The 20,365-nt window shown below is 61.3% G+C and carries 19 protein-coding genes and 1 pseudogene; 2 read left to right on the forward strand and 18 right to left on the reverse strand.

Going from position 1 to position 20,365, the window contains the following annotated elements; translation table 11 throughout:
* Nucleotides 1-156: 156 nt before the first annotated feature.
* From J6524_RS30975 to J6524_RS31060, 18 genes and pseudogenes are all read right to left on the reverse strand, one after another.
* Complete coding sequence (locus J6524_RS30975; protein ID WP_225677689.1) at nt 157-1,257, reverse strand: CgeB family protein; 1,101 nt, start codon at nt 1,255-1,257, stop codon at nt 157-159.
* Nucleotides 1,254-2,345 (reverse strand): CgeB family protein, encoded by a 1,092-nt coding sequence (locus tag J6524_RS30980; RefSeq protein ID WP_225677690.1) that lies wholly within the window; start codon nt 2,343-2,345, stop codon nt 1,254-1,256. Before J6524_RS30980 ends, J6524_RS30975 begins: the two co-directional genes overlap by 4 nt.
* Nucleotides 2,342-3,487 carry a CgeB family protein gene (locus tag J6524_RS30985; RefSeq protein WP_225677691.1) on the reverse strand — a complete coding sequence of 382 codons (1,146 nt, stop codon included), beginning with the start codon at nt 3,485-3,487 and terminating at the stop codon, nt 2,342-2,344. The genes J6524_RS30980 and J6524_RS30985 overlap by 4 nt, the downstream gene beginning before the upstream one ends.
* Nucleotides 3,484-4,611 (reverse strand): glycosyltransferase family 4 protein, encoded by a 1,128-nt coding sequence (locus J6524_RS30990; RefSeq protein WP_225677692.1) that lies wholly within the window; start codon nt 4,609-4,611, stop codon nt 3,484-3,486. The genes J6524_RS30985 and J6524_RS30990 overlap by 4 nt, the downstream gene beginning before the upstream one ends.
* A gap of 49 nt (nt 4,612-4,660) precedes the next feature.
* Entirely contained in the window at nt 4,661-5,755 is a 1,095-nt protein-coding gene (locus J6524_RS30995; RefSeq protein ID WP_225677693.1) for an NAD-dependent epimerase/dehydratase family protein, read from the reverse strand.
* Nucleotides 5,752-6,867, reverse strand: coding sequence for an NAD-dependent epimerase/dehydratase family protein (locus J6524_RS31000; protein ID WP_225677694.1), 1,116 nt, complete (start codon nt 6,865-6,867; stop codon nt 5,752-5,754). Before J6524_RS31000 ends, J6524_RS30995 begins: the two co-directional genes overlap by 4 nt.
* 247 nt (nt 6,868-7,114) lie before the next feature.
* A complete protein-coding gene (locus tag J6524_RS31005) occupies nt 7,115-8,362 on the reverse strand; it encodes a phosphopentomutase (RefSeq protein ID WP_225677695.1) in 1,248 nt (415 codons plus the stop codon).
* Between the two features lie 42 nt (nt 8,363-8,404).
* On the reverse strand, nt 8,405-9,349 hold the full coding sequence (locus J6524_RS31010; protein WP_225677696.1) for a class I SAM-dependent methyltransferase: 945 nt from the start codon (nt 9,347-9,349) through the stop codon (nt 8,405-8,407).
* Nucleotides 9,327-10,046, reverse strand: coding sequence for a GNAT family N-acetyltransferase (locus J6524_RS31015; protein ID WP_225677697.1), 720 nt, complete (start codon nt 10,044-10,046; stop codon nt 9,327-9,329). Before J6524_RS31015 ends, J6524_RS31010 begins: the two co-directional genes overlap by 23 nt.
* Before the next feature lie 311 nt (nt 10,047-10,357).
* Complete coding sequence (locus J6524_RS31020; RefSeq protein WP_225677736.1) at nt 10,358-10,954, reverse strand: glycosyltransferase; 597 nt, start codon at nt 10,952-10,954, stop codon at nt 10,358-10,360.
* A 120-nt stretch (nt 10,955-11,074) separates the two neighbouring features.
* A pseudogene (locus J6524_RS31025) lies at nt 11,075-11,410 on the reverse strand (glycosyltransferase); the annotation flags it as partial.
* A complete protein-coding gene (locus tag J6524_RS31030; RefSeq protein ID WP_225677698.1) occupies nt 11,401-12,162 on the reverse strand; it encodes a PIG-L deacetylase family protein in 762 nt (253 codons plus the stop codon). The gene J6524_RS31030 and the pseudogene J6524_RS31025, both read right to left, overlap by 10 nt.
* A 113-nt stretch (nt 12,163-12,275) precedes the next feature.
* Nucleotides 12,276-13,226, reverse strand: coding sequence for a glycoside hydrolase 5 family protein (locus tag J6524_RS31035; protein ID WP_225677699.1), 951 nt, complete (start codon nt 13,224-13,226; stop codon nt 12,276-12,278).
* Nucleotides 13,223-13,990, reverse strand: coding sequence for a TIGR04290 family methyltransferase (locus J6524_RS31040; RefSeq protein WP_225677700.1), 768 nt, complete (start codon nt 13,988-13,990; stop codon nt 13,223-13,225). The genes J6524_RS31035 and J6524_RS31040 overlap by 4 nt, the downstream gene beginning before the upstream one ends.
* A complete protein-coding gene (locus J6524_RS31045; RefSeq protein ID WP_225677701.1) occupies nt 13,990-14,799 on the reverse strand; it encodes a nucleotidyltransferase family protein in 810 nt (269 codons plus the stop codon). Before J6524_RS31045 ends, J6524_RS31040 begins: the two co-directional genes overlap by 1 nt.
* 2 nt (nt 14,800-14,801) lie before the next feature.
* Complete coding sequence (locus tag J6524_RS31050; RefSeq protein WP_225677702.1) at nt 14,802-15,896, reverse strand: CgeB family protein; 1,095 nt, start codon at nt 15,894-15,896, stop codon at nt 14,802-14,804.
* Nucleotides 15,893-16,489: a histidine phosphatase family protein gene (locus J6524_RS31055; protein WP_225677703.1), complete on the reverse strand. Its 597-nt coding sequence runs from the start codon at nt 16,487-16,489 to the stop codon at nt 15,893-15,895. The genes J6524_RS31050 and J6524_RS31055 overlap by 4 nt, the downstream gene beginning before the upstream one ends.
* A 13-nt stretch (nt 16,490-16,502) precedes the next feature.
* Nucleotides 16,503-17,594 (reverse strand): inositol-3-phosphate synthase, encoded by a 1,092-nt coding sequence (locus J6524_RS31060; protein WP_225677737.1) that lies wholly within the window; start codon nt 17,592-17,594, stop codon nt 16,503-16,505.
* A gap of 404 nt (nt 17,595-17,998) precedes the next feature.
* Between J6524_RS31060 and J6524_RS31065 the strand changes: the two genes are divergently transcribed.
* Both J6524_RS31065 and J6524_RS31070 read left to right on the forward strand, forming a co-directional pair.
* Nucleotides 17,999-18,280: a hypothetical protein gene (locus J6524_RS31065; protein WP_225677704.1), complete on the forward strand. Its 282-nt coding sequence runs from the start codon at nt 17,999-18,001 to the stop codon at nt 18,278-18,280.
* A 270-nt stretch (nt 18,281-18,550) separates the two neighbouring features.
* Nucleotides 18,551-20,263, forward strand: a complete 1,713-nt coding sequence (locus tag J6524_RS31070; protein WP_225677705.1) for an ABC transporter ATP-binding protein — start codon at nt 18,551-18,553, stop codon at nt 20,261-20,263.
* The last annotated feature ends 102 nt before the right edge of the window (nt 20,264-20,365 follow it).

Raw genomic sequence — 20,365 nt, forward strand, 5'->3', positions numbered from 1 at the left:
CAATTTCGCGAAATCGCTCAGCTTACCGTTATGGCTACAAGGTACAAACAATTATTGCGCTCGACTGTTCCTGATCCAGCGTGACTTCCCCCGAATAGGTCAAAGTGCTGATATCCGATAATTTCAGCCGTGCTGGAACTTGCCGGAATCGGCCGTCTATACCGCTTCGACGGACGGTGCGTTTGCAGGCTGGCTGATCACCTCCTTGAGATATCCTTCAAATTCGGCTGCGCGAATTTCAGCCGTGTGGTTCTTGAGCACCCGCTCGCGCGCCGCGGCCGCAAGCTTGCGGTGCTGCAGTTCGCCGGTTCCGGAAAGGATACTCACGACATCGCCGGCGCAACTGGCGAGAAGGATCTCCTTTTCAGGGACAAAGAATTCTTCAATGCCGGACCAGCAATCGCTGATGACCGGAACGCCGCATGCTGCTGCTTCGAACAGCCGAACGCTCGGCGAATATCCAGCCGCCGCCATGTGACGCCGCGTCAAATTCAATGTGTAGCGGAGACTGCAGTAGAATTTCGAGTGGGAACCCGGCGGTAGATGCTCGATGTGTTGGACGTTTTCCGGCCAGGTCAGTCTGCTGGGATATTGCGCTCCCACCACGACGAAGTCGTGCTTTGGCAGTCGCCGGGCGGGTTCCAGGAGAAGTTCCTCGAGCAGCGGCTGCCGGTCCTCGCTGTAGGTGCCGATGTAACCCAGCGTCCACTGCGTCGGGGCTCTGAGTCGCTTGTGAACGTCTACGTCTACGGCGCAATAGAGCGCGCGCGCTCGCGGACTGCCGTACATTCCCTTTATCAGTTGCAGGATCGGGCCACCGGTGAACGAGAGGTAAAGGTCGAAACGGGGAATGAGCGAGGGGCTGATATATTCCGAGCCATTGGTCGCCAGTTGGCTCAGCGTCACGGGAGTATCGATATCGTAGAAGGCGGTGACGCCACGAGCGATGCTGGTGATCCAGTCACCCAGAACGGCGCCGTCGGGAACGAATGAGCCAAGCACGACGACGTCAGCGGTGGCCACTATCGAGCTGTACTGTCGCGATACCTCGCCCAACGAGTCGTAGAGCCTGATCTTGCAATGCGGCGAGCTCGTCAGATCCCGGTGGTCGCGATACCATGGCACATCACGCTCGAGGAAGGTGATGCGGTGGCCTCGTGCGGCGAGTGCCTTGATCAGTGCGCGATAGGTCGTGGCATGACCATTACCCCAGGAGGAAGTAATGGAAAGTCCGAACATCACGATATCGAGGTTCATTCCGCTGCCTCTCTGCTGCTGATTGCGCGGTTCAAGACTTTCATCACCTGCTGGGCCCGCCGGGTGTAAGTATGCTGATCAAGGATGCGCCGGCGTGCGGCCTCACCGATGCGTTTCGCCTGTTCAGGCCGCAAACCTTCGAGGAGTTCGACGACATCCCTGCTGTTGCCGGCGACGAGAATCTCCGTTCCGGGTTCGAGGAAATCGTCGATGCCATCCCAGGCATCGGTGATGATGCATGCGCCGGCGGCTGCCGCTTCAAAGATGCGCGTCGGTGGGGAAAATCCGATCTTCGCCATGCTGTCGCGGTTGATGTTGAGCGTGGCCAAGCCTGAGCAGAAGAAGGCGTTGTGATCGCCACTGCCGACGTGGCCTGCGATGGTGACGTTTGCCGGCACGGGTTTATCGTCCCAGCCGGCGCCGCCAAGCAGGAATTTGCGGCCGGGAAGCATTTGCGCGGGAGCAAGCAAGAATTCGTCGACTCTGGCCTCACGGTCCGGAAGCCGGTTGCCGAGGAAGCTGAGGTCGCATGCGTAGTCGTTCCGGCGCGGAGCGGGATGATGGGTCTGGGGATCCGCCGCATTGTAGATGGGGACGCATTGGCGCGCGTCGAAGCGGCGGTAGCGCTCAACCACCTGGTCGCCTCCACCATAGGTGAGGACCAGGTCATATCGCGGAATCGTCCGGTGCAGATGATGGAAGGGATCAGTACTCATGCTCTCCAGCGTCGCCGGAGCGTCGACATCCCAGTAGACGGTCATCAATCCGGTGCGAGCGAGTTCGGCTACCGCCAAATCAAGCTCCTCGTCGAAAACGCCGACCCCACTCGCCTTGGCAATCAAATCGGCTTGATGCGCTGCTTCCTGCAGCGCGCGGCGCCAACCGTCCTCGGTCGCTGGATAGACCACCACGCGCGCCCAATCCGGATCTGAAATGTCGCGATGCTGTTGGCGCTCGAACGCATCGGGTTCATAGAAAGTGATCTCCTGGCCAAGCGTGGCGAGCGCCTTGAGCAGGCCCCGATAGTAGGTCGCAGCACCGTTCCAGTACGACGACACCAGACTCGATCCGAAAAAAGCGATCTTCATGATGAGGCCATTTGTTCAGTTACGCGGCCGCTGTCGGCACGCGCCGGATCGCGTTTGCCGCCTAGGCTTCTGACGATGCGAAGCAGTTCCTGCGCACGATGAGCGCATGTGTGGCGCGCGTGGATCGCCGCCAGGGCCCTACTTGCCGTCTCGGCGGCAAAATCTTCGTCCTGCACCAGCGCCCGGAGGGCTGCACTCGCCGCTTTACCGTTGTTCACCGTGACGAAGCTTTCTGGAGGAAATAGCCCCTCCGAGTCATTCCATGGCGCGCTGACCAGCGGAATCCCACAGGCGAGAGCCTCAAATACCCGTATGGTGGGAATGCCGGGCAGCGTCTCGACGTAGGGGCGGCGGGGCACATGAATGGTCACGCGCGCGCGGGCAAATGCGTCCGGTGCGCGATGGTTGCAAAGCCAGCCGCGGAATTCGATGCCCGCGGTCCGCAACTGTTCACGCACCTCGTCGGGATAGCGCACGCCAAACACTTGCGTTCTAAGTCCGGTTTCCATGGCCGGCTGGACGAGGAACTCCTGCAATTCCCGATCGCGCTCATCGTCGCCCCAGTTGCCGATCCATATCAGATCGATATCCTTTGCCGCGTGCGGTTGCGGGCGAAACAGCGCGACGTCCGCGGCCTCATGCCAGGTGAAAGCCCTGCGGCCCCAACCTAGACGCTGGTAAAGCTGCTGCAGTACCTCGCCGAAGGCGAGAATTGCATCGTAGTCGCCAAGCTGAAAATTGCCGATCTGGCTTGCTGCCGTCACCGCCCGGTGATGCGTGTCATGGAACAGCAGAAGAAAACGATCGCCGTTGCGGCGTCTGGTACCGAGCCTCTCGATCAGAGAGGGATCATTCCATTCGTGCACGACAACGACATCGGCCTGGTCGAGCGCCTGATCAAGTTGCAATGTCGCTAGATCATACGTCCGGAGGTCTACACCTGGCACAAGTCGTGCCGATTCCCGCAAATACTCTTCACCGCCGTCGCGTAGCGCGTTCAGCCGGCTCCAGCCGTCGCGCGGCTCGTAGATCGTGACCCGGTGTCCGAGTCGGAGAAGCTCGCGTGCGACGCCGCGCAGGAAATGCGCATTGCCGTGATTCCAGCACGACACGAACGAATGATAGAACATCACGAATTTCATGGTTGCACCTCGGCCGGCACTTGGTGAGGCCTCGGCACCGCAGCGCGGGCGCTGCCTGCGAGCTCGCGATATAGGCCGGCGTACGCAGCGGCCGTGGCCTTCAGCCGGTAACGGCGCGCCTTCAGCGCTGCGCGTTTCTGCAGGTCATGTCGCAAGGCGTCGTTGTGCGTCAGGCAGGCGAGCACCGCCTGCCACTCGTCCCTGTCGCGTGGCTCCACAAACAGCGCCGCTCCATCCCAAAGCTCGCGAAATGTCGGAATGTCCGACAGGACGAGTGCGCAACCCGCCGTCGCTGCCTCGAGCACGGTAAGCCCGAATGGCTCGTACACGGCAGGCGAGGCCAGCACCGAGGCGCATCGCATTGTTCCGAGCAACGCGGCATGCGACAACTCGGGTGAGCGTTCCGCATGCCGATCGTCGCGGCCAATGCCCAGAGGTCCATTGGTCCGAACCGGCCAGGCCAGGCACGGCGAGATATCGGCCAGTATCGACAGGTTCTTGGCCTCGTCCCATTGTCGGCCGGCAGCGAGGATGAATGGCTGCTTGCTTGTGCGGGAAGCGGGCTCCTCCACTCCGTTATGGATGACGAGGCCGGCGCTTTCCGGCTGGTAGAGTTCGGTTATCTTGTCGAGAAAGCTATGTGTCGGTGCAATCCACCGATCTGCGGCGGACAGTCCGGCATGAACGTTCGCCATGTAGGCGAGCCAGCGCGACTCGGTCGGCTCCTCGCCGCGACAGGCAAGCCACCAGGAGCGTACACAGGAATGGGCGACAACGAGGACAGGGGCACGCCAGGTGCTGATCGCCTCGCGATAGCTGTTGAGATGCACGATGTCCGGCTTCACGCGATTTTCGATCGCGGCCAGCCGGTCGGCGGCGCGATGGAAATCCCGACCCTCGGGATCAAGCCATTCGAGCGAGAGATCGGTGATTTCAACGGTTAGGCCAGGAGTGCCGGCGATGGACTGGAGTTGATCGCCGCGTGGCGCGGGGCCCAGCGTCACAAGCGAGACTTCCATTCCCATTTGACAGAGCGCGCGCGCAAGCGTCGAGGCATAGACCCAAACGCCGCCGACGGCGTCGGTCGTCATCAGGATGCGCAGCCTTCGACACGGTGGATTCATGGCCTCAACTCAGCGAAAGTCCCGTGCGGCATGCGGAAAACTGCGGCCGTCATACCCGGGCCTCCAGCAGTTCAGAGGCCAAGGCGCCGCCGGCGCTCACATGGTTGTCCAGCCAGCGCTCGATGAGCCGCAGACCCTGCCGCACCGAAACTCGTGGCTCCCACTCGACCGCCTGCGACACCGCGCGAATGTCTGAGACGTACCAGGGTTGGTCACCGGGACGCCAGGCAGCGTAGCGGACATCCGGCTGATCGCCGCGTAATTCGCTAATGAGTTGGAGCAAGTCGCGCAGGCTGATCGCGTTGGAAGGACCGCCGCCCAGATTGAAGATCCGGCCGGAAATGCTGTTGATGTTGTCGAGCGCTGCGATCCAGGCATTGACCGCGTCATCGACAAACAGCGCATCCCGAACCTGGTATCCATCCCCGTATATCGTGATCGGCCGGCGCCGAATGGCCTCGAGCAGGAAGTGTGCGATCCAGCCCTGGTCTTCGTTTCCAAACTGGCGCGGACCGTACACGCAACTCATCCGCAGCACGACCGAGCGCAAGGCGAAGACGCGCGAGTAATCCCGGACATATTGATCCGCAACGCCCTTCGAACATCCATAGGGACTGTAGAGATCGAGCGGGGTGTCCTCTGCCACCCCATGGGTGAACCGCGGATCGTCGGGCACATAACGGCAGTCGACGCGACGAACCTCGGATGGATCGAACAACCTGCCGTAGACCTTGTTGGTCGATGCGAAAACGATAGGAGCACGCGGATTGCGCCGACGTATCGCCTGCAGGACGTTGAGGGTGCCATGCCCGTTGATCTCGAAATCCGAGATCGGGTCCTCGAGGCTGGTGGTGACCGCCACCTGAGCAGCGAGGTGCATGACGGCGGTATTCGCCGAAACCAATGCGTCGACGGCGTCTGCATCACGCGTATCGGCGATCTCGATCGCAACACGGTTACCGTAGCGCTGCCGCAGCCATTCCGCGTTCTCTTCGGACCCCCGTCGCGACAGGTTGTCCATGGCCACGACACTGCGCCCACGTGTGGCTAGTTTAGCAGCGATGTTGCAGCCGAGAAATCCGCAGCCGCCGGTTACCAGGATGCGTTCGGAACTATTCTTGATGTTTGGACTTGCAAAGGTCATGCGACGAGCCCTCGATCCTCCAGCTCGCGCGTAGCCGCCTCAACCGAATCGACGGCCGCTTGATCCGCGAGCCATTGCGCGAGCCGGCCAAGCCCGTCCTCGAATTCGACTTTCGGAACGTAGCCGAGCCGACTGCGGGCCTTGCCGATGTGGGCAAAGCAATGGCGGATATCGCCCGCGCGATATTTGCCGGTCACCTGCGGAGTAATGCGCTGGCGCCCCGTAACGCGGGCCAGATCGCTGGCGACGGAGCTGATGGTTCGGCACTCGCCCGAGCCGATGTTGTAAACGTCGTCAGCGCCGTCGCGACATTCCAGCGCCAGCTTGCATGCCTGAGCGACGTCCTGCACATGGACAAAATCCCGGCATTGGTTGCCGTCCTCGAATATCAGGGGCGGGCGGTTGTTGAGCAGCCGCGACGCAAAGATCGAGAGCACTCCGGTGTACGGGTTCGACAGCGACTGCCGCGGCCCATAGACATTGAAGAAGCGCAGCGCCACGGTCGGGATGCTATAGGCACTACCGATGATCAGGCACTGGCGCTCCTGATTGTACTTGCCGAGCGCATAGATCGAGCTCAGCGAGGGCTGCTTGCTTTCGGGAGTTGGCAGCGGCGTCAGCGGCGTGCCATCGCTGTCCAGCACGTCCCAGATACCGCGACGGAGTTGTTCGATGGAACGCTGCTGCGGCGCGACAGTCGTTCCGTCGTTGCGCCTGGCGAGACCCTCGCCGTAGATGCTCATCGAAGAGGCGCAAACAAGCTTCTCGACCGGCCGGGAGGCAAGCGCTTCGAGAAGCACGGCGGTGCCGAGATCGTTGGTGCTTGTGTATGAGGCAATCTCGTACATGCTCTGACCGACACCGACAGCGGCGGCGAGATGAATGACGGCATCCACGCCAGCAAGGGCCCGATCGACCTCGCCTCTGTTTCTGATATCGCCGACAATGAGTTCTGCTTCCTTATCGAGATAGCTTGGCGGCGTGCTGTCTTGGTGAACTTGCGAGGCGAGCGCATCCAGAATCCGTAGCGAGTAGCCGGACGAAAGCAGAAGGTCGGTTACGTGTGAGCCGATGAAGCCCGCACCCCCTGTGATCAAAATCCGCTTTGACATTGTCTCTCCCGAAACCGCTGCTGCTAACCTCGGCGCACCCGAATATCGCCATCGAGGGAAATGCTCTGGTCCTGTGTTCGATCACGCTCTGTCGGCAAGCCGACATTGGCTTTTTGCGAACGGTCACGTCCGTCGAACGCGGAGTAAATTTGTTTGTTCCTGAATTCGTGAGGTCGATAGCTTCGTCAAATGGTAGAGGAGGACTGAGTGCGGTCCCACCACCACGTTCTGTCGCGTCGAGACCTCATCAGAGTGCAGGCGCTCGACTGCGCAGCATATCGCGCCCGATTCCCGCCGATGCCGACGCGAGCGACAGATGTTCGTCTACCGCCGCAGCAACATCGGCGAAGGTCTCACGGCGGCCGATTGGTCCGGCTGATAGCGATGGTCCAAACAGCAGCACGGGAACCTGCTCACGCGTGTGATCGGTGCCTTGCCAGGTCGGATCGCAGCCATGATCTGCGGTGATGACAAGGAGATCGTCCTCGCGCATCATCCGGAGGATCTCCGGGACGCGCGCGTCGAAAGCCTCCAGCGCGGCAGCGTATCCGGCCGGATCACGGCGATGGCCATGGAGCGTATCGAAATCAATGAAATTTGCGAACAAGAGTCCGCCGTCGGGCAGGACGGAGATTCCCTCCATCGTCCGGTCAAACAATGCGGCGTTGCCGTTGGCCTTGAGCACGCGTCCGGTGCCGCTGTGCGCAAATATGTCGCCGATCTTCCCGATGCTAAGAACGCAGCGGCCGGCCTGCGTCGCACGATCGAGGATCGTCGGGCTGGGCGGTGGAACGGAGTAGTCGCGCCGGTTCCCGGTGCGGACGAAACCCTCTGTCGACGAGCCCACGAACGGTCGAGCAATGACCCGCCCGATCCGAAGTGGATCGACGAGCGACCGTGCGACGGCGCAGATCTCGTAGAGCCGCTCTAGTCCAAAGGCGTCCTCATGCGCGGCAATCTGAAAGACGCTGTCGGCGGACGTGTAACAAATCGGCTTGCCCGACGTAATGTGCTCCTCGCCCAACTCGGCAATTATTTCGGTACCTGAGGCGTGGCAGTTGCCGAGAATTCCGGGAAGGTTGGCCTGCTGGCACAATGCCGAAACGAGTTTCGGCGGAAAGCACGGAACTTCGCGGGGGAAATAGCCCCAATCAAAGAGCACTGGCACGCCTGCCAGTTCCCAGTGACCCGACGGCGTGTCCTTCCCCTTTGAGATTTCTGCGGCGCAGCCATACCGCCCGATTGGCTGCGCATCGCTCTGCAGTCCGGGCGGCACGCGGCCAGTCGACAGTCGACACGCCTCTCCGAGGCCGAGTTCGACCAGGTTCGGTAGCCGAAGCGGACCTGCGCGGAGGGATGCGCGATCGCCCTGGCCACGCGCACAGACCTCGGCGATGTGACCTATGGTGTCTGCGCCCTCGTCGCCGTAACGGGCTGCGTCCGGAGCGGCGCCAATACCCACAGAATCAAGTACGAGCACAAGGGCGCGGGCCATCTCACTTCTCCCTTCGCGCCGCGATTGCGGGCCGACTCTGGATCATGTCGAACGTTCCTGCTGGGTTGTTTTCTGCAGCAGGAAGCACGTGCCGTCCCACAGGGAGAATTTCCCCATCGCGCTGTGCCGCACGTACAGTCCCGCTTCCTGCGCGAAACGCCGCAGTTCGTTTTCGCTCGCTGTCGGATCATTGCTGTAGGCATAGTTCAGGATGAGCAGGTGACCGTTTCGGCGCAACACGCGCGCCATCTCGCCGATGTGGCGCTGCGCGAGGTCGGACATCACGAAATAAGGAAAGACATCGACAGCGCAAATCAGGTCGACGGACGTGTCCCGGAATACCGACAGGTCTTGTCCGGAGGTGCGAACGAAAACGGCATTGGGGCAAGCGGCGCAACACTCGCGCGCAGCCTGAAGCATGTGCATCGAGACATCGATGCCAATTGCCGTTCTGACGTGGCGGGCCAGCGCCTCGACGACGCGTCCGCTGCCGCAACCGACATCGAGCACGCAGACATCGTCCCTAAGCAAATTCCAGGCGCGGATGCGCTCTACAATTTCGTCGGTCGCAGCGCGCAACAGATCTGCGCGGCCAAGGCAATAGAGCGCGACGCTTGCCTCGCGTGAGACGCCGACAGCGTCGTCAAATATCCTGGCCCAAGCTTCCGGTGACGGATGCAGATCGCGAGCGCTGGGGTGGTCGAGCGAGTGCATGACGGCTTTTATGCTTGCAAATGCCTCGGGCGTCTGATCCCAGAGCGTGCGCATGCGCTGGAGCCGCTTTACGGCCTTGTCGCGCTCATGCGGATCGAAGCGGACATGGTTGATCGCCGCATTGAGCGCCCGATTGGCTTCCTCCGCACAAGAGGCGGCCATTAACAACTGCGCCAGCGCCACGTTTTCAGGCGTGCGGCCGTACGCGCCGCGAAGGGCAGACTCGAGCAGCCGTCCGGCGATCGGATCATCAGGCTTGTTGTGCGACGTCATGGCTGTTGACGCTGATGCGGTGAACCACGCGGCATTCGTTCCAGCAATCATGTGCGCCCCATCCATATTTGTACGGCTCTCGGCCGCGAAGGAAATGGAATTTGTGAGCGCCTTCGCAAATCGACTCCGCGAAAACATATCCGAGGAGGATCACGCTGGGAGACTCGAAGGCGTAGGCTGGCTCGAACCCCGTGAGATACCCATAGGCCTGATTGCGGTGCATGAAGCCGTAGTAAGCTGCTGCGGGTTGGCCGTCGATCTCGAGGAGATAGAGGCGCAGCAGGTTGGCGGACATCAGGGCCGGCAATGCATGGCGGTGAAACTGCTGCACACGGGGATCGGCAAGAACACCCGACTCGGCACGCGAGTTCCAACGATGCCGGTGAAGCGAAACAAGTAACTCGAACATGTCGGAGACGGAGCTGCGATCGGCTGCCTTTACCTGCAGTCGGCCACGCCGCTCAGCGCGATTGTGGGCGGTGCGAAGTGCGCGGCGCTTTCTTGGCGGCAATATCCATTGCAATTCGTCAGGCGTGCCTGGCAAGTGCAGGACGGGACATGCACTGGCGCACGCGCTGGTCACGTCGCAGCCGGACGGTACTGCCATCCGGAGCGCGTGTGCGTCGGGCTGCAGCTCCGTGAGTTCCAGGATGTCCCAGAAGCCGGCGTCAGCGAGACGTGAGCTCAGCAGCGCCAATATTGGCTCCTCAAGCTTGGGGGCGATCAGAAAATCGTGATAATCGGTCACGGGAAATCCCATCAGCCGAGCAAATCGGCCGCGTGAGCGGCGTTCGCAGCAGAACGGTGCAAGGCCGACTAGCCGCCGATCGAAGTAAATCGCGAGAGCGCAAGCGTTGCCGTCCGAAAGATTGTTGCACCAAGGCAGTAACCACGCTGGCGACTGGAACGGCGTCGCGATCGGCGATTGCCGCCATAACTCCCACCAGTCCGGCGCGAGCGCCGCAAGTTCGGATACTTCCGTGATCATGCGACATGTGAACGGCGACGTCATGCTGCACCTGAGATCGCCATTCGGCTGAGCGTTTCATAGACCGACAGATAGCTCTTGTTCGTGCGCCCCAGAGAATATCGCTGGCGTGCCGAACAACGGCAAACCTCGCCGTCAAGCGCGGACGCGTCCATCATGGCCTTGGCCATCTCGACTTCGTCGCGAACGAGAAAGCCGGTTCGGCCATGTTCGATGGTTTCTGCAAGCGCGCCGCGGGCGGATGCGATCACCGGCGTGCCGCAGGCAAGCGCCTCGCGCGCGACCAGAGAGCTTGTCTCGGGTGCGAGAGAGGGTATGAGGACGCATCTGGCCATCGCGAGCAGGCGGCGCTTGCGCGCGAGGCCGACCGGCCCGATGAAACGACGCAGCTGATCCAGTGCCGGTTTGACGGTCGTTTCGAAGTACTGTCGATGCGTCGCATACGGAAAAACCTCGCCGCAGATTATAAGCGGCATGGCTGCCCGCTTGGCGGCGTCGATGGCAAGATGAACGCCCTTTTCCGGGCATATGCGCGCGAGCATCAAAGCAAAATTGCGCTTTGCGGCGCTGGCGCCGAAGAAATAGTCCGCGACTCCATTCTCGATGGGCGCCAGCATGTGCGGATCGGGCGCCGAGGCTGCATGCTGGGATCGCGAGACACAGTTGAACCACACATTCGGTCGATGCGGGCTGAGAGCTTCCGCGGGATACCAATCGATCGGGAGATGTAGCGTCACGAGCACAGGAGGACCGTCTCGCGGCAGGTAAGCATGAAAATCGATACCATGCAGATGGACAACGTCGACCGGCCAGCGCGCAAGAGCGAGTGCGACGGCGTGGCGGTGTCGGTGCTGCGCAGCCTCGACCTCGGCTTGGTGCAAATCGCCCGATGCACGAGGAACCGAAATGTGAATGCCGGCCGGCTCTGACCCTTCGCACGCGATCAGGATCGAACGATGACCTGAATCGACCAAGGCCTTATCGAGCTGATGAACCACTTGCTCCGCACCCCCCACCGAATTGGGCCCCACCGGGGCAAACGGATATGCGACATTGAGCACCGTTAGAACCATCGTTCCTCTTCCAGGCCAAGTTCGCTCAGCGCGGAACGGGATAGCGTGAGCCAGGATTCGCCGGTGAGCCCCCAATTGTACTGCTCGTAAAGCAGCTTTCCCCGGTTGGGTAGCGCATGGAAATCGTAGGCAGGTGCCAATCGGAAGCGTTCAACGTCGGCATCAAAGGCCGACAGGGTCCCGCGCTGTGTAGCGTGCGCCGCAATCATGCGGCGCTTCCAGTCTCGTTCCGCGGCATTCAGCCGGACCGCGATGGCGGGCTGCCTCGGATGCCGCGAAAAGCGTTGCGTTGTCCAGCCGTGGTCTTCCCGGTGATAGAACGGCATCTCGATCACATCGAGCGCCTGTCCATGGCGACGTCTTAATGCGGCGATCGCGTGCACCGCGAATGCCGTGGCGTCGTGGTCCGGGTGTCCTCCTTCGAATGCGTGCGAGAGAACGACCTTGATGTCGCGTGCCGCAACAAGAACATGGATGGCGCGCGCGAGATCGGCGAGGCGAAACGCGGTGGTCTGATCGGAAAAGCCAAGTTCGACGATCCTGTTTGCCGGCAGATTCGCCAGAACCAGCGCGTTGCAAAGCTCGCGCTCGCGGGCTGCCGCATAAGCGGCCGGGCTGGCATAGCCGTGCGCCCTGGCATCTGCACCGTCACGCGGAGCCCCGTCTGTCGCGACGACCACGGTCACGTTATCAAGTCGGTGAAGCTGAGCCCCGCAGCCGATAGTTTCGTCGTCGGGATGGGCAACGATCACAGCGACGTCGTCTGCCGCGGCGTGAGTGCGTTCGGGATCGGCTAGGATCTTGAGAAGTGCCTCGCCCGCTGCACGTTGTGGGGCTGGACGTCGCTTTGTGATTGCCGTGGCGGTCATTGCGCGGCTTCCCTCTGCTCGGCGACCGCCGATCTGAAGGATTGGTTTGCGGTAATCCTCGGCGGTGCATAGCGTTCGGTCATCGCGGCGCAAAATTCGGCGAACTCCTCCGGCACTTGAGGCGCGCTCGTGTGGTGTGATGCGATACCGCGATGTTCCGGCGTGAAGCAGTAGGTGATTGTAACGTCGAACTCCGATAGCGCGTCCATTTGCCGGTCAAACCAGTCGAGCGCATTGGGACGAAAACTGTCGGCCCAGGAGAGGCCGGTCCGCAGGCTCCGGACGCCCAACCGTCTCATCCACGCCACGGCTTCGTAGAGCCGGTGATCCTCAAAATGAAACCACTGGCAGATGCCAAGTGCAGGTGCGTGGCGCGGGAAGCGCTCGGCCGCCATCTTCGGCGATCCATCCTCCCGCAGCAGGCCCATCGCGAAATGACGGTAGTAGGAAGATCCCTCGGCCTCCTTGTGCCGCGTCGTGGCCGGCCAGGCGCGGGGCAGATCATAAAGGCTGTACCAGTGAATGCGCGGCGCTTGCCCGATCAGCAGTTGCGCAGTGCGATCAAGGCCCCAAGCCTGCACCTCCTCGGCGCCGAAGCTCGATACGCCAACTTCCGAGACCCAGACTGGCAGCTCGGTGACAGCTTTGATTTCCTGGATCTTGGCCGGCCATTCATCGATCCGCCAAAGATTCCAGTCGAGCGGAAAGCCGTGCACGGCCACAGCATCGACGTGGTCAAGCACGCCCTTTCCCATCATATTTGCAATGAAGGCCGGATCGATGGGGGAGATGCCTCCAAGCACGCGCGGCAATGACGGATTGACCCGTTCTATCGCCTTGCCGGCGCCGATCGCCATCTCGCCAAACAGGTCCCAGTTGGGGTCGATCTCGGGATCCCAATGCGACTTGTTGTTCGGCTCGTTCCAGATCATCGCGGCTTCGATCATCTCGAGCGACCTCCCTTCGGATAGATCGCGCCGGCACCCGGCGGGGCCTCGGTCCGCCGGCAGACATAGACTTCGTCCTCGGGGTGCAGTTCTATCTCGAACCCGCTGCTGCGCAGCATCGCCTCGACGCAGGCGTTGTTCGGGATCCACCAGTTGGTTGGATCGTCGGCATATCGATGTTCCACGAAGTGGAGTTTGGGATAACCGGGATGATTGAAGTGATCGTCTTCCCAGAATCCATAATCCTGCTTCACCTGCTCCACCTCGGTGCTGCCGCGCAGCATCGATTGAAAGACGAGCAGATTGCCCGCCGCATGTTCATGAATCAGATCCAGCGCGAGCAGCGGATGACGCAAATGATAGAGCACACCGAGAAACAGCACGATGTCGAACCGTTCTCCGAGCGTCCCGACGTCGTACACGGAGATGTTGCGAAATTCGATGTCGAGGCTGCTGACTTCCGCGGCAAAGCGCGCCTGGCGCAGATAATCCTCATCTGTGTCGATGCCGAGCACGCGTGTTGCGCCGCGCCGTTTCATTTCGAGTGAATAGAACCCGGCATTGCAGCCGATATCGAGAACGGTGTGTCCTTCGATCTCTGGTATGATTGCCTGGGCAAACCGGCGCCATTTCACCGAGGGGTAGTCGCCGAGAAAATGCGTCGGCGCCGTGCTGACGCCCCCGAGCTCGAGGTTGTGGAACCATGGCCCCAGCTGCTCGACCCGCAGCCGGATGTCTTCCGTCGTCAATTGCCGATTGCTCATCACGTTTGCACCTCGTGTGCATGCAAGCTGTTGTCGCGCCGCATGTGAGGTAGTGCCGCGGCAGCGCCGCTGTCCGATGACGACTTGCCCCTGATGTCCTCGAGCAGGCTTATGGCGGCTCGATAGCCGTGCAGAGTCCCGACGTCGACGTAGGCTTGGCCTGCCTTCACCGCGGCGGCCTTGCCGCCCTCGGCGAGGAAGGCATTCACCAGCGTGCCGAAATACTCGTCCGTTCGGTTTCGCGCTAGCCAGAGCTGCCTTAGCTCTTCGAACACGTCTCCCGGCATCTTGAAGGCGCCCCAGATCCAGTTCGAGTCGGGGCTGGGCTGCTTGACCTGAATCTCCCGCACTCGATCTTGGTCGAGAACAACGGCGTCGAAGAATTCAGGCCGTTCGACCGGAAACAGCAGGAAAGACAGAACGTCGTCGGGCAGTTCGGCTAATCCGTCTTCAGGAAACCAGACCGTGTCCGGCAGTCCAATGACGACAGGCGCGTTGCAATCGACGATCGGCCGCGCCGCGAACACCGCGTCGCAAAGTCCGATCGGCTGTTCCTGCACCACGTAAACGATCGGCGTGGAGCCATAGCTCGCCCCGAAATATTCCATGATGTCGGACTTGCCCGGAGAGATGACGAAGCAGATCCTGTCCGCGCCGCCGCAAACCATGCGCTCGACGAGATACTCGCTGACGGCGCAGGGGCGCTCGATGCCGCCTTCGGTGCGGCTGCCGACCGGCAGCAGTTCCTTCGAGAAGGCAAGCGGCTGGATCCGGCTTCCACGTCCTGCTGCGGGCACGATTCCCCACATGGCTATACCTGCTCCATTTCACGCGCTGGCGAGATCGGCGTCTTGGACACCGCGGCGATCAGTTCATAGGCCCGCTGCTCCGACGTGTGCGCGGCAAGCGTATGCTCGCGCGCGGCCTTGGCCACGCGCGCGAGTACCCTGTCGGAAAGCTCGATCGCGGCAAGCGCGTCGGCGGTATCGCGAGCAACCAGGATTTCATCTCCTGGTGTGAAGAATGTCTCCAACCCTGCCCAGGCGTCGGAAAGAACCGGCACGCCACAGGCAGTGGCTTCAAACAACCGTCCGGAGGGGCACCAGCCCAGATCGGCCATCGGCCGGCGGGTGACGTTCAGTGTGAGGCGAGACGAGGCATAAAACGCCGGGTGATCGGTCGGAGGCAGGTGATGAACGAAGAAGATGTTCGGACACCAGGGAAAATCCTGTGGATACTGTGCGCCGCCGATGACGAACCGAAGCTCAGGCCGCGCTCGTGCGGGAGCGTGCAACAGCGCATCGAGAGCATCCTGTCGGTCTGCGGAGTAGGTCCCGAGGTATGACAAAGCGAACTGGCGCAGGGATGCCGCTTCGAGAGGACGATGCACGTCCGGATCGACGTGACCGTAAAGCGGAACGACCTGACGCGCGCCGAGCTCGTCGCGAAGCGCGTCAAGCGCGGCGCCGCCGGTGTAGCTCAGGACGAGATCGAAGTCCGCGAGTCCTCGTGCGCCGATGTAGGGGATGACATCGCCGCGACGAAGCCTCGACAACGTGACCGGCGTATCGAGATCATAGAAGACGCTGAGTGTCCCACCTGTGGAGATGATGAGGTCGGTCGCGGCCAGGGCGTCAGCCGCATAGGATGTGACAATCGCAGCGTCCGCATCACGTACTTCGCGCTGTGCCTTCGACCGGACGGAGCTCCAGTCGCCGTAGATGACGAGTTCGCCGCCGGGCAGGGCGAAGACGTCGCGGTTCATCGCGTAATAAGGCGTGTCGCGCTCAAAGAAGACCACCTCGTGTCCCTGCCGGATCAGCGCAGAACACAGCCCGCGCCAGAGCGTGGCGTGACCGTTTCCCCATGACGAACTGAATGTGAGACCAAAGATGACGAGCTTCATGATACGACCGGCTGGTTCAATGCAACGACTTCAGCGCCGCCTCGACCGATTGAGACGATGCTGATCGTAGCGGGGGCGATATCGAGACGGTAATAGTCGTCGAGCGGCAGCCTCAGAGCGTGCAGAATGATGGCGCGGATGACTTCGGCATGACTGCACAAGGCGACATGGCCGTCGGGTAGCGACGCTGCGAACTCGTTCAGATGGCCAACGGCGCGCGCCTGTAGCTCCAGCATGCTTTCACCGTTCGGTGGACGGGTGCCACAACGCTTGGTGTTCCAGAGATCCCACAGGGGATCTTCATGGAGCGAAGCAAAGGAGCGCCCGGTCCAAGCCCCGGCGTCCAGTTCATCGATGCCGGCGAAGATTTGGACGGCAAGTCCGAGCCGTTGCGCCAGCGGCTGCGCCGTCTCCAGCGCGCGCGTCTGGGGGCTTGAGTGCACCGACCCGATGTCGCTACTGCCAAAGACATCGGCGATCCGCCGGGCTTGATCGCGCCCTTGGCTGTTCAACCGAACGCCCGCCATGCGACCGACCAGGATGTGATCGACGACATCATGAGCTCCGTGTCTGATCAGCGAGAATTTCGTCATGGCGGAATCCGGCTCAAGCCGTCCCTGCGATGAAGCCCAGAGTTCTCTCGCGAGCCTCGTGGTCCGAAAACTGCTGTGGCGGTGACTTCATGAAATAGCTCGACGGGCCGACCAGCACTCCGCCAACGCCGCGATCGATCGCAAGCTTGGCGCAACGCACGGCATCAATGACGACGCCGGCAGAGTTAGGCGAATCCCAGACCTCGAGCTTCATCTCGAGATTGAGCGGAACGTCGCCAAAGGTGGTGCCCTCAAGCCGGATATAGGCCCACTTGCGATCGGCGAGCCACGGCACGTGGTCGCTCGGGCCGACATGAATACCGCCGTCTGGAAGCGGCACGTCGAGTTGGCTGAGCACGGATTGGGTTTTTGAGATCTTCTTCGATTCCAGACGCTCACGTTCGAGCATATTCCTGAAATCGGAGTTTCCGCCGAAGTTGAGTTGATAGGTGCGATCGAGCCGAACGCCGCGCTCGCGAAAGAGGTTGACCAGCATGCGATGCAGAATGGTTGCGCCGACCTGGCTCTTCACATCGTCGCCTATGAGGGGAAGTCCGCGGCTTTCGAATTTGCTGCGCCAGAGCGGGTTGGATGCAATGAACACGGGAATGCAATTGACGAAGGCGCATCCAGCCTCCAGCGCGCAATTTGCGTACCACTCGCTGGCGCGCTGCGAGCCGACGGGGAGATAGGAGACGAGCACATCCGTGCGCGTGCTTGCCAGGCGCTCGGCAACGTCCACCACCGGCAGGTCTGATTCCTCGATCTCTTCACGAAGATAGCGGCCCAGTCCGTCCATCGTAGGGCCACGCTCGACTATGGTGCCGGTAAGTCTAGCGTCGGCGAAGCGGAACGTGTTGTTGGGTGCAGCGTAGATCGCTTCCGAGACATCCCGCCCCACCTTCTTCGCGTTCACGTCGAACGCGGACGCTATCTCGATATCCCGGATATGGTAGCCGCCGAGGTCGATGTTCATCAGGCCGGCGAGCGGCTCGTTGGCGCGGGCATCGGCGTAGTGAGTGAGGCCTTGCACGAATGAGGAAGCGCAGTTGCCAACACCGACGATTCCGACGCGAACTTTTTGGCCGAGGGATGTCTGTTGCATTGCAGACCATGTCGCTGGAGACGGTTTCTGCAATCCGTAATGCGTGCGTGTGATTGTTTGTTCCTGGTTTGCCGCGTCGAAGCGATGTCTTTCTGTAGATGATCGGAAGAACATGCTGCCGATGACAGCGAGAGGATGAAGATGAAGCTGATGATGAGGAAGAGGAAGATGATGAAGAGGAAGATGATGAGGAAGAAGATGATGATGGGGAGGAGGTCGATAGACGAGGAAGCTGAGGATGTGGCGGCAGCAGGACAGCAAGACAAGGTCGGGCTGAGCGTTAGCGGCACCTAGCACCAGGTGATTTGGTGCCTGGAACGCCTGCTGCCATCATGGAATTAGAATGGGGAGACGCCCGCGCACCAAACGGGATTCGAGAAGGGACGTCAGCGAGGAGACGAGCTATGTCCAACGGTAAAACTACGACGGACCATGAGAGCATCAGGCGCTGGGCCGAGGAGCGTGGCGGCACGCCGGCCACCGTCAAGCGAACGAAGGAGGGTGGGGAGCCGGGGGTGCTTCGCCTCGACTTCGAACCGCGCGACGAAAGTCTGGAACCGATCGGGTGGAATGAGTTCTTCGAGAAGTTCGACAAGGAAGATCTTGCATTCCTGCATCAGGACCGGACCGAGTCAGGTGAGCTGAGCCGGTTTCACAAGTTCGTTAATCGGTCATCTGCCCAGTAAGTCCAGTAAGTAGAGATCCTGCCAAAAGTGGTTCCCGAGCTGGTTTAGCCGCCCTGTTGGGTGCTGCAGCCGGTGAGGGAGGCCGCGCTATTTCCTGCCCACTCCAGGACTACCGCAACGTACGGGGGGCCAATCATGACTGCTGGCTTGAGAGGAAAACTCGAGAGAAGGCGGCTATTGGCGAGGGGCGGGCAGAGCCATGGAACGTCGGACGATCCATCGCAGGGAACATTTCTTGCGGGGCAATTGTCGGCGAGCAAACCAAGGCGATTGTACCAGGCAGTGCGGTTTGCACTACCGCAGAAGCATGCGATCGGCATGATCCTGGCGCTCACTCTTACCGTCGCCGCGCTCAATGCCGTCGAGCCGCTCGTAATCAAGGCGGTATTCGATGAGCTGACGGCCCATCGCGCAGAAATTCTGGTGCTGAGCATTGTCGCTTTGGGCGGCTTGGCACTCCTGCGCGAAAGTTTTGATGCAACGGCAAACTGGCTGACCTGGCGTACGCGCATCGGCCTGCAATATGCGCTGCTCGAGGCGGCAATAGGCAAGCTTCACAAGATGCCGTTGCGAATGCAGCGCAGCGAAGGCGTCGGCGCGATCATGACGCGGCTTGACCGCAGTATCCAGGGGTTTACCAGCGCGGTGAGCTTGATCCTGTTCAGTGTCCTGCCGTCGCTGATCTTTCTCTGCGTCGCCGGCTCCATCATGTTCAGCCTTGATTGGCGGCTAGCCCTGATCGTTTTGATGTTCGCGCCGATACCGGCATTGATCGCAATGTACGCCGGACCCGAGCAGACCCGTCGGGAGCGGGCGCTGCTCGACCGTTGGGCGCACATCTACTCCCGCTTCAACGAGGTGCTGTCCGGCCTCGTGGTGGTGCGCAGCTTTGCGATGGAGGATGCCGAGAAGTCACGCTTCCTGCGCGATGTATCTGCCGCCAACCAGGTCGTCGTCCGCGGTGTAGCTACAGATGCAGGTTACGGTGCCGCCAGCAATCTGTCGATCGCTCTCGCGCGGCTTTCGGCCATTGGTGTCGGAGGCTACCTGGCATGGAACGGACAGGTCACGTTGGGCACATTGATTGCGTTTCTCGGCTACGTCGGAGGCCTGTTTGCTCCGGTGCAGGGACTGAGCGGGGTCTATTCCAGCTTAAGCAAGGCCGCCGTTTCGCTCGAGGAGATATTCTCCATCCTCAGCCTCCAGGAACATCTCGGCGATTCTCCCGAAGCAACAGATTTGGACGACGTCAGAGGCGATGTGAGATTTGAGAAGGTGCAGTTTCGATATGAGCAGGCGTCGCGGCCGGTTCTCAAGAATGTGTCGCTGCACGTCGCCCCCGGCCAATCACTCGCCATCGTTGGGCCGAGCGGGTCGGGAAAGACAACACTGATGGCGTTGCTGATGCGATTCTACGATCCACAGCAAGGCCGGATCACCCTTGACGGTCGTGATCTCCGCACTGTCCGGCAAAGTTCGCTGCGGCGGAACATCGGCGTGGTGCTGCAAGACCCCCTGCTGTTCAACGATACCATTCGCGCCAATATCGCCTATGGGCGTCCCGAGGCAGGTGAGGAGGATGTCGTGGCGGCTGCGCACGCGGCCCACGCACAAGCGTTCATCGACCGGCTGCCGGATCGATACGACACCATCGTAGGAGAGCGCGGCAATCAGCTCTCGGTGGGGGAGCGCCAACGGATCACCATTGCGCGCGCGCTGCTGAAGAATCCGCCGATCCTGGTGCTTGACGAAGCCACATCTGCGCTCGATGCCGAATCGGAGGAAGCGGTGCAACACGCGCTCGACAATCTCAAGCGGCACCGAACCACCTTCATCATTGCGCACAGGCTGTCAACGGTAGTGAACGCCGACCGCATCCTGGTCCTGAAGGACGGAACCGTCGCGGAGAGCGGAATCCATGGTGCCCTGATGCAGGCCGGCGGCTACTACGCCTCGCTGGTGAAACGGCAAAGCCGCGGCTGATCGCCAACGATATCGATCCGTCGGCACGGCTTGATGGAACCGCGTATACGGATTATTCGGCGGCGGTCCCTCGAGACACCGGATGAAGATCTCGGCAATGAC

The organism is Bradyrhizobium hereditatis, assembly GCF_020329435.1.
Classification (GTDB): Bacteria; Pseudomonadota; Alphaproteobacteria; order Rhizobiales; family Xanthobacteraceae; genus Bradyrhizobium; species Bradyrhizobium hereditatis.

What these genes read in the sequence shown, in the direction of transcription:
- J6524_RS31040 (WP_225677700.1), bottom strand. Translation starts at nt 13,990, where the DNA reads ATGAGCAATCGGCAATTGACGACGGAAGACATCCGGCTGCGGGTCGAG.
- J6524_RS31055 (WP_225677703.1), bottom strand. Translation starts at nt 16,489, where the DNA reads ATGACGAAATTCTCGCTGATCAGACACGGAGCTCATGATGTCGTCGAT.
- J6524_RS31020 (WP_225677736.1), bottom strand. Translation starts at nt 10,954, where the DNA reads ATGCTGGCGCCCATCGAGAATGGAGTCGCGGACTATTTCTTCGGCGCC.
- J6524_RS31065 (WP_225677704.1), top strand. Translation starts at nt 17,999, where the DNA reads ATGTCCAACGGTAAAACTACGACGGACCATGAGAGCATCAGGCGCTGG.
- J6524_RS30990 (WP_225677692.1), bottom strand. Translation starts at nt 4,611, where the DNA reads ATGAATCCACCGTGTCGAAGGCTGCGCATCCTGATGACGACCGACGCC.
- J6524_RS31050 (WP_225677702.1), bottom strand. Translation starts at nt 15,896, where the DNA reads ATGAAGCTCGTCATCTTTGGTCTCACATTCAGTTCGTCATGGGGAAAC.
- J6524_RS30975 (WP_225677689.1), bottom strand. Translation starts at nt 1,257, where the DNA reads ATGAACCTCGATATCGTGATGTTCGGACTTTCCATTACTTCCTCCTGG.
- J6524_RS31035 (WP_225677699.1), bottom strand. Translation starts at nt 13,226, where the DNA reads ATGATCGAAGCCGCGATGATCTGGAACGAGCCGAACAACAAGTCGCAT.
- J6524_RS31005 (WP_225677695.1), bottom strand. Translation starts at nt 8,362, where the DNA reads ATGGCCCGCGCCCTTGTGCTCGTACTTGATTCTGTGGGTATTGGCGCC.
- J6524_RS30995 (WP_225677693.1), bottom strand. Translation starts at nt 5,755, where the DNA reads ATGACCTTTGCAAGTCCAAACATCAAGAATAGTTCCGAACGCATCCTG.
- J6524_RS31060 (WP_225677737.1), bottom strand. Translation starts at nt 17,594, where the DNA reads ATGCAACAGACATCCCTCGGCCAAAAAGTTCGCGTCGGAATCGTCGGT.
- J6524_RS31045 (WP_225677701.1), bottom strand. Translation starts at nt 14,799, where the DNA reads ATGTGGGGAATCGTGCCCGCAGCAGGACGTGGAAGCCGGATCCAGCCG.
- J6524_RS30980 (WP_225677690.1), bottom strand. Translation starts at nt 2,345, where the DNA reads ATGAAGATCGCTTTTTTCGGATCGAGTCTGGTGTCGTCGTACTGGAAC.
- J6524_RS31010 (WP_225677696.1), bottom strand. Translation starts at nt 9,349, where the DNA reads ATGACGTCGCACAACAAGCCTGATGATCCGATCGCCGGACGGCTGCTC.
- J6524_RS31000 (WP_225677694.1), bottom strand. Translation starts at nt 6,867, where the DNA reads ATGTCAAAGCGGATTTTGATCACAGGGGGTGCGGGCTTCATCGGCTCA.
- J6524_RS30985 (WP_225677691.1), bottom strand. Translation starts at nt 3,487, where the DNA reads ATGAAATTCGTGATGTTCTATCATTCGTTCGTGTCGTGCTGGAATCAC.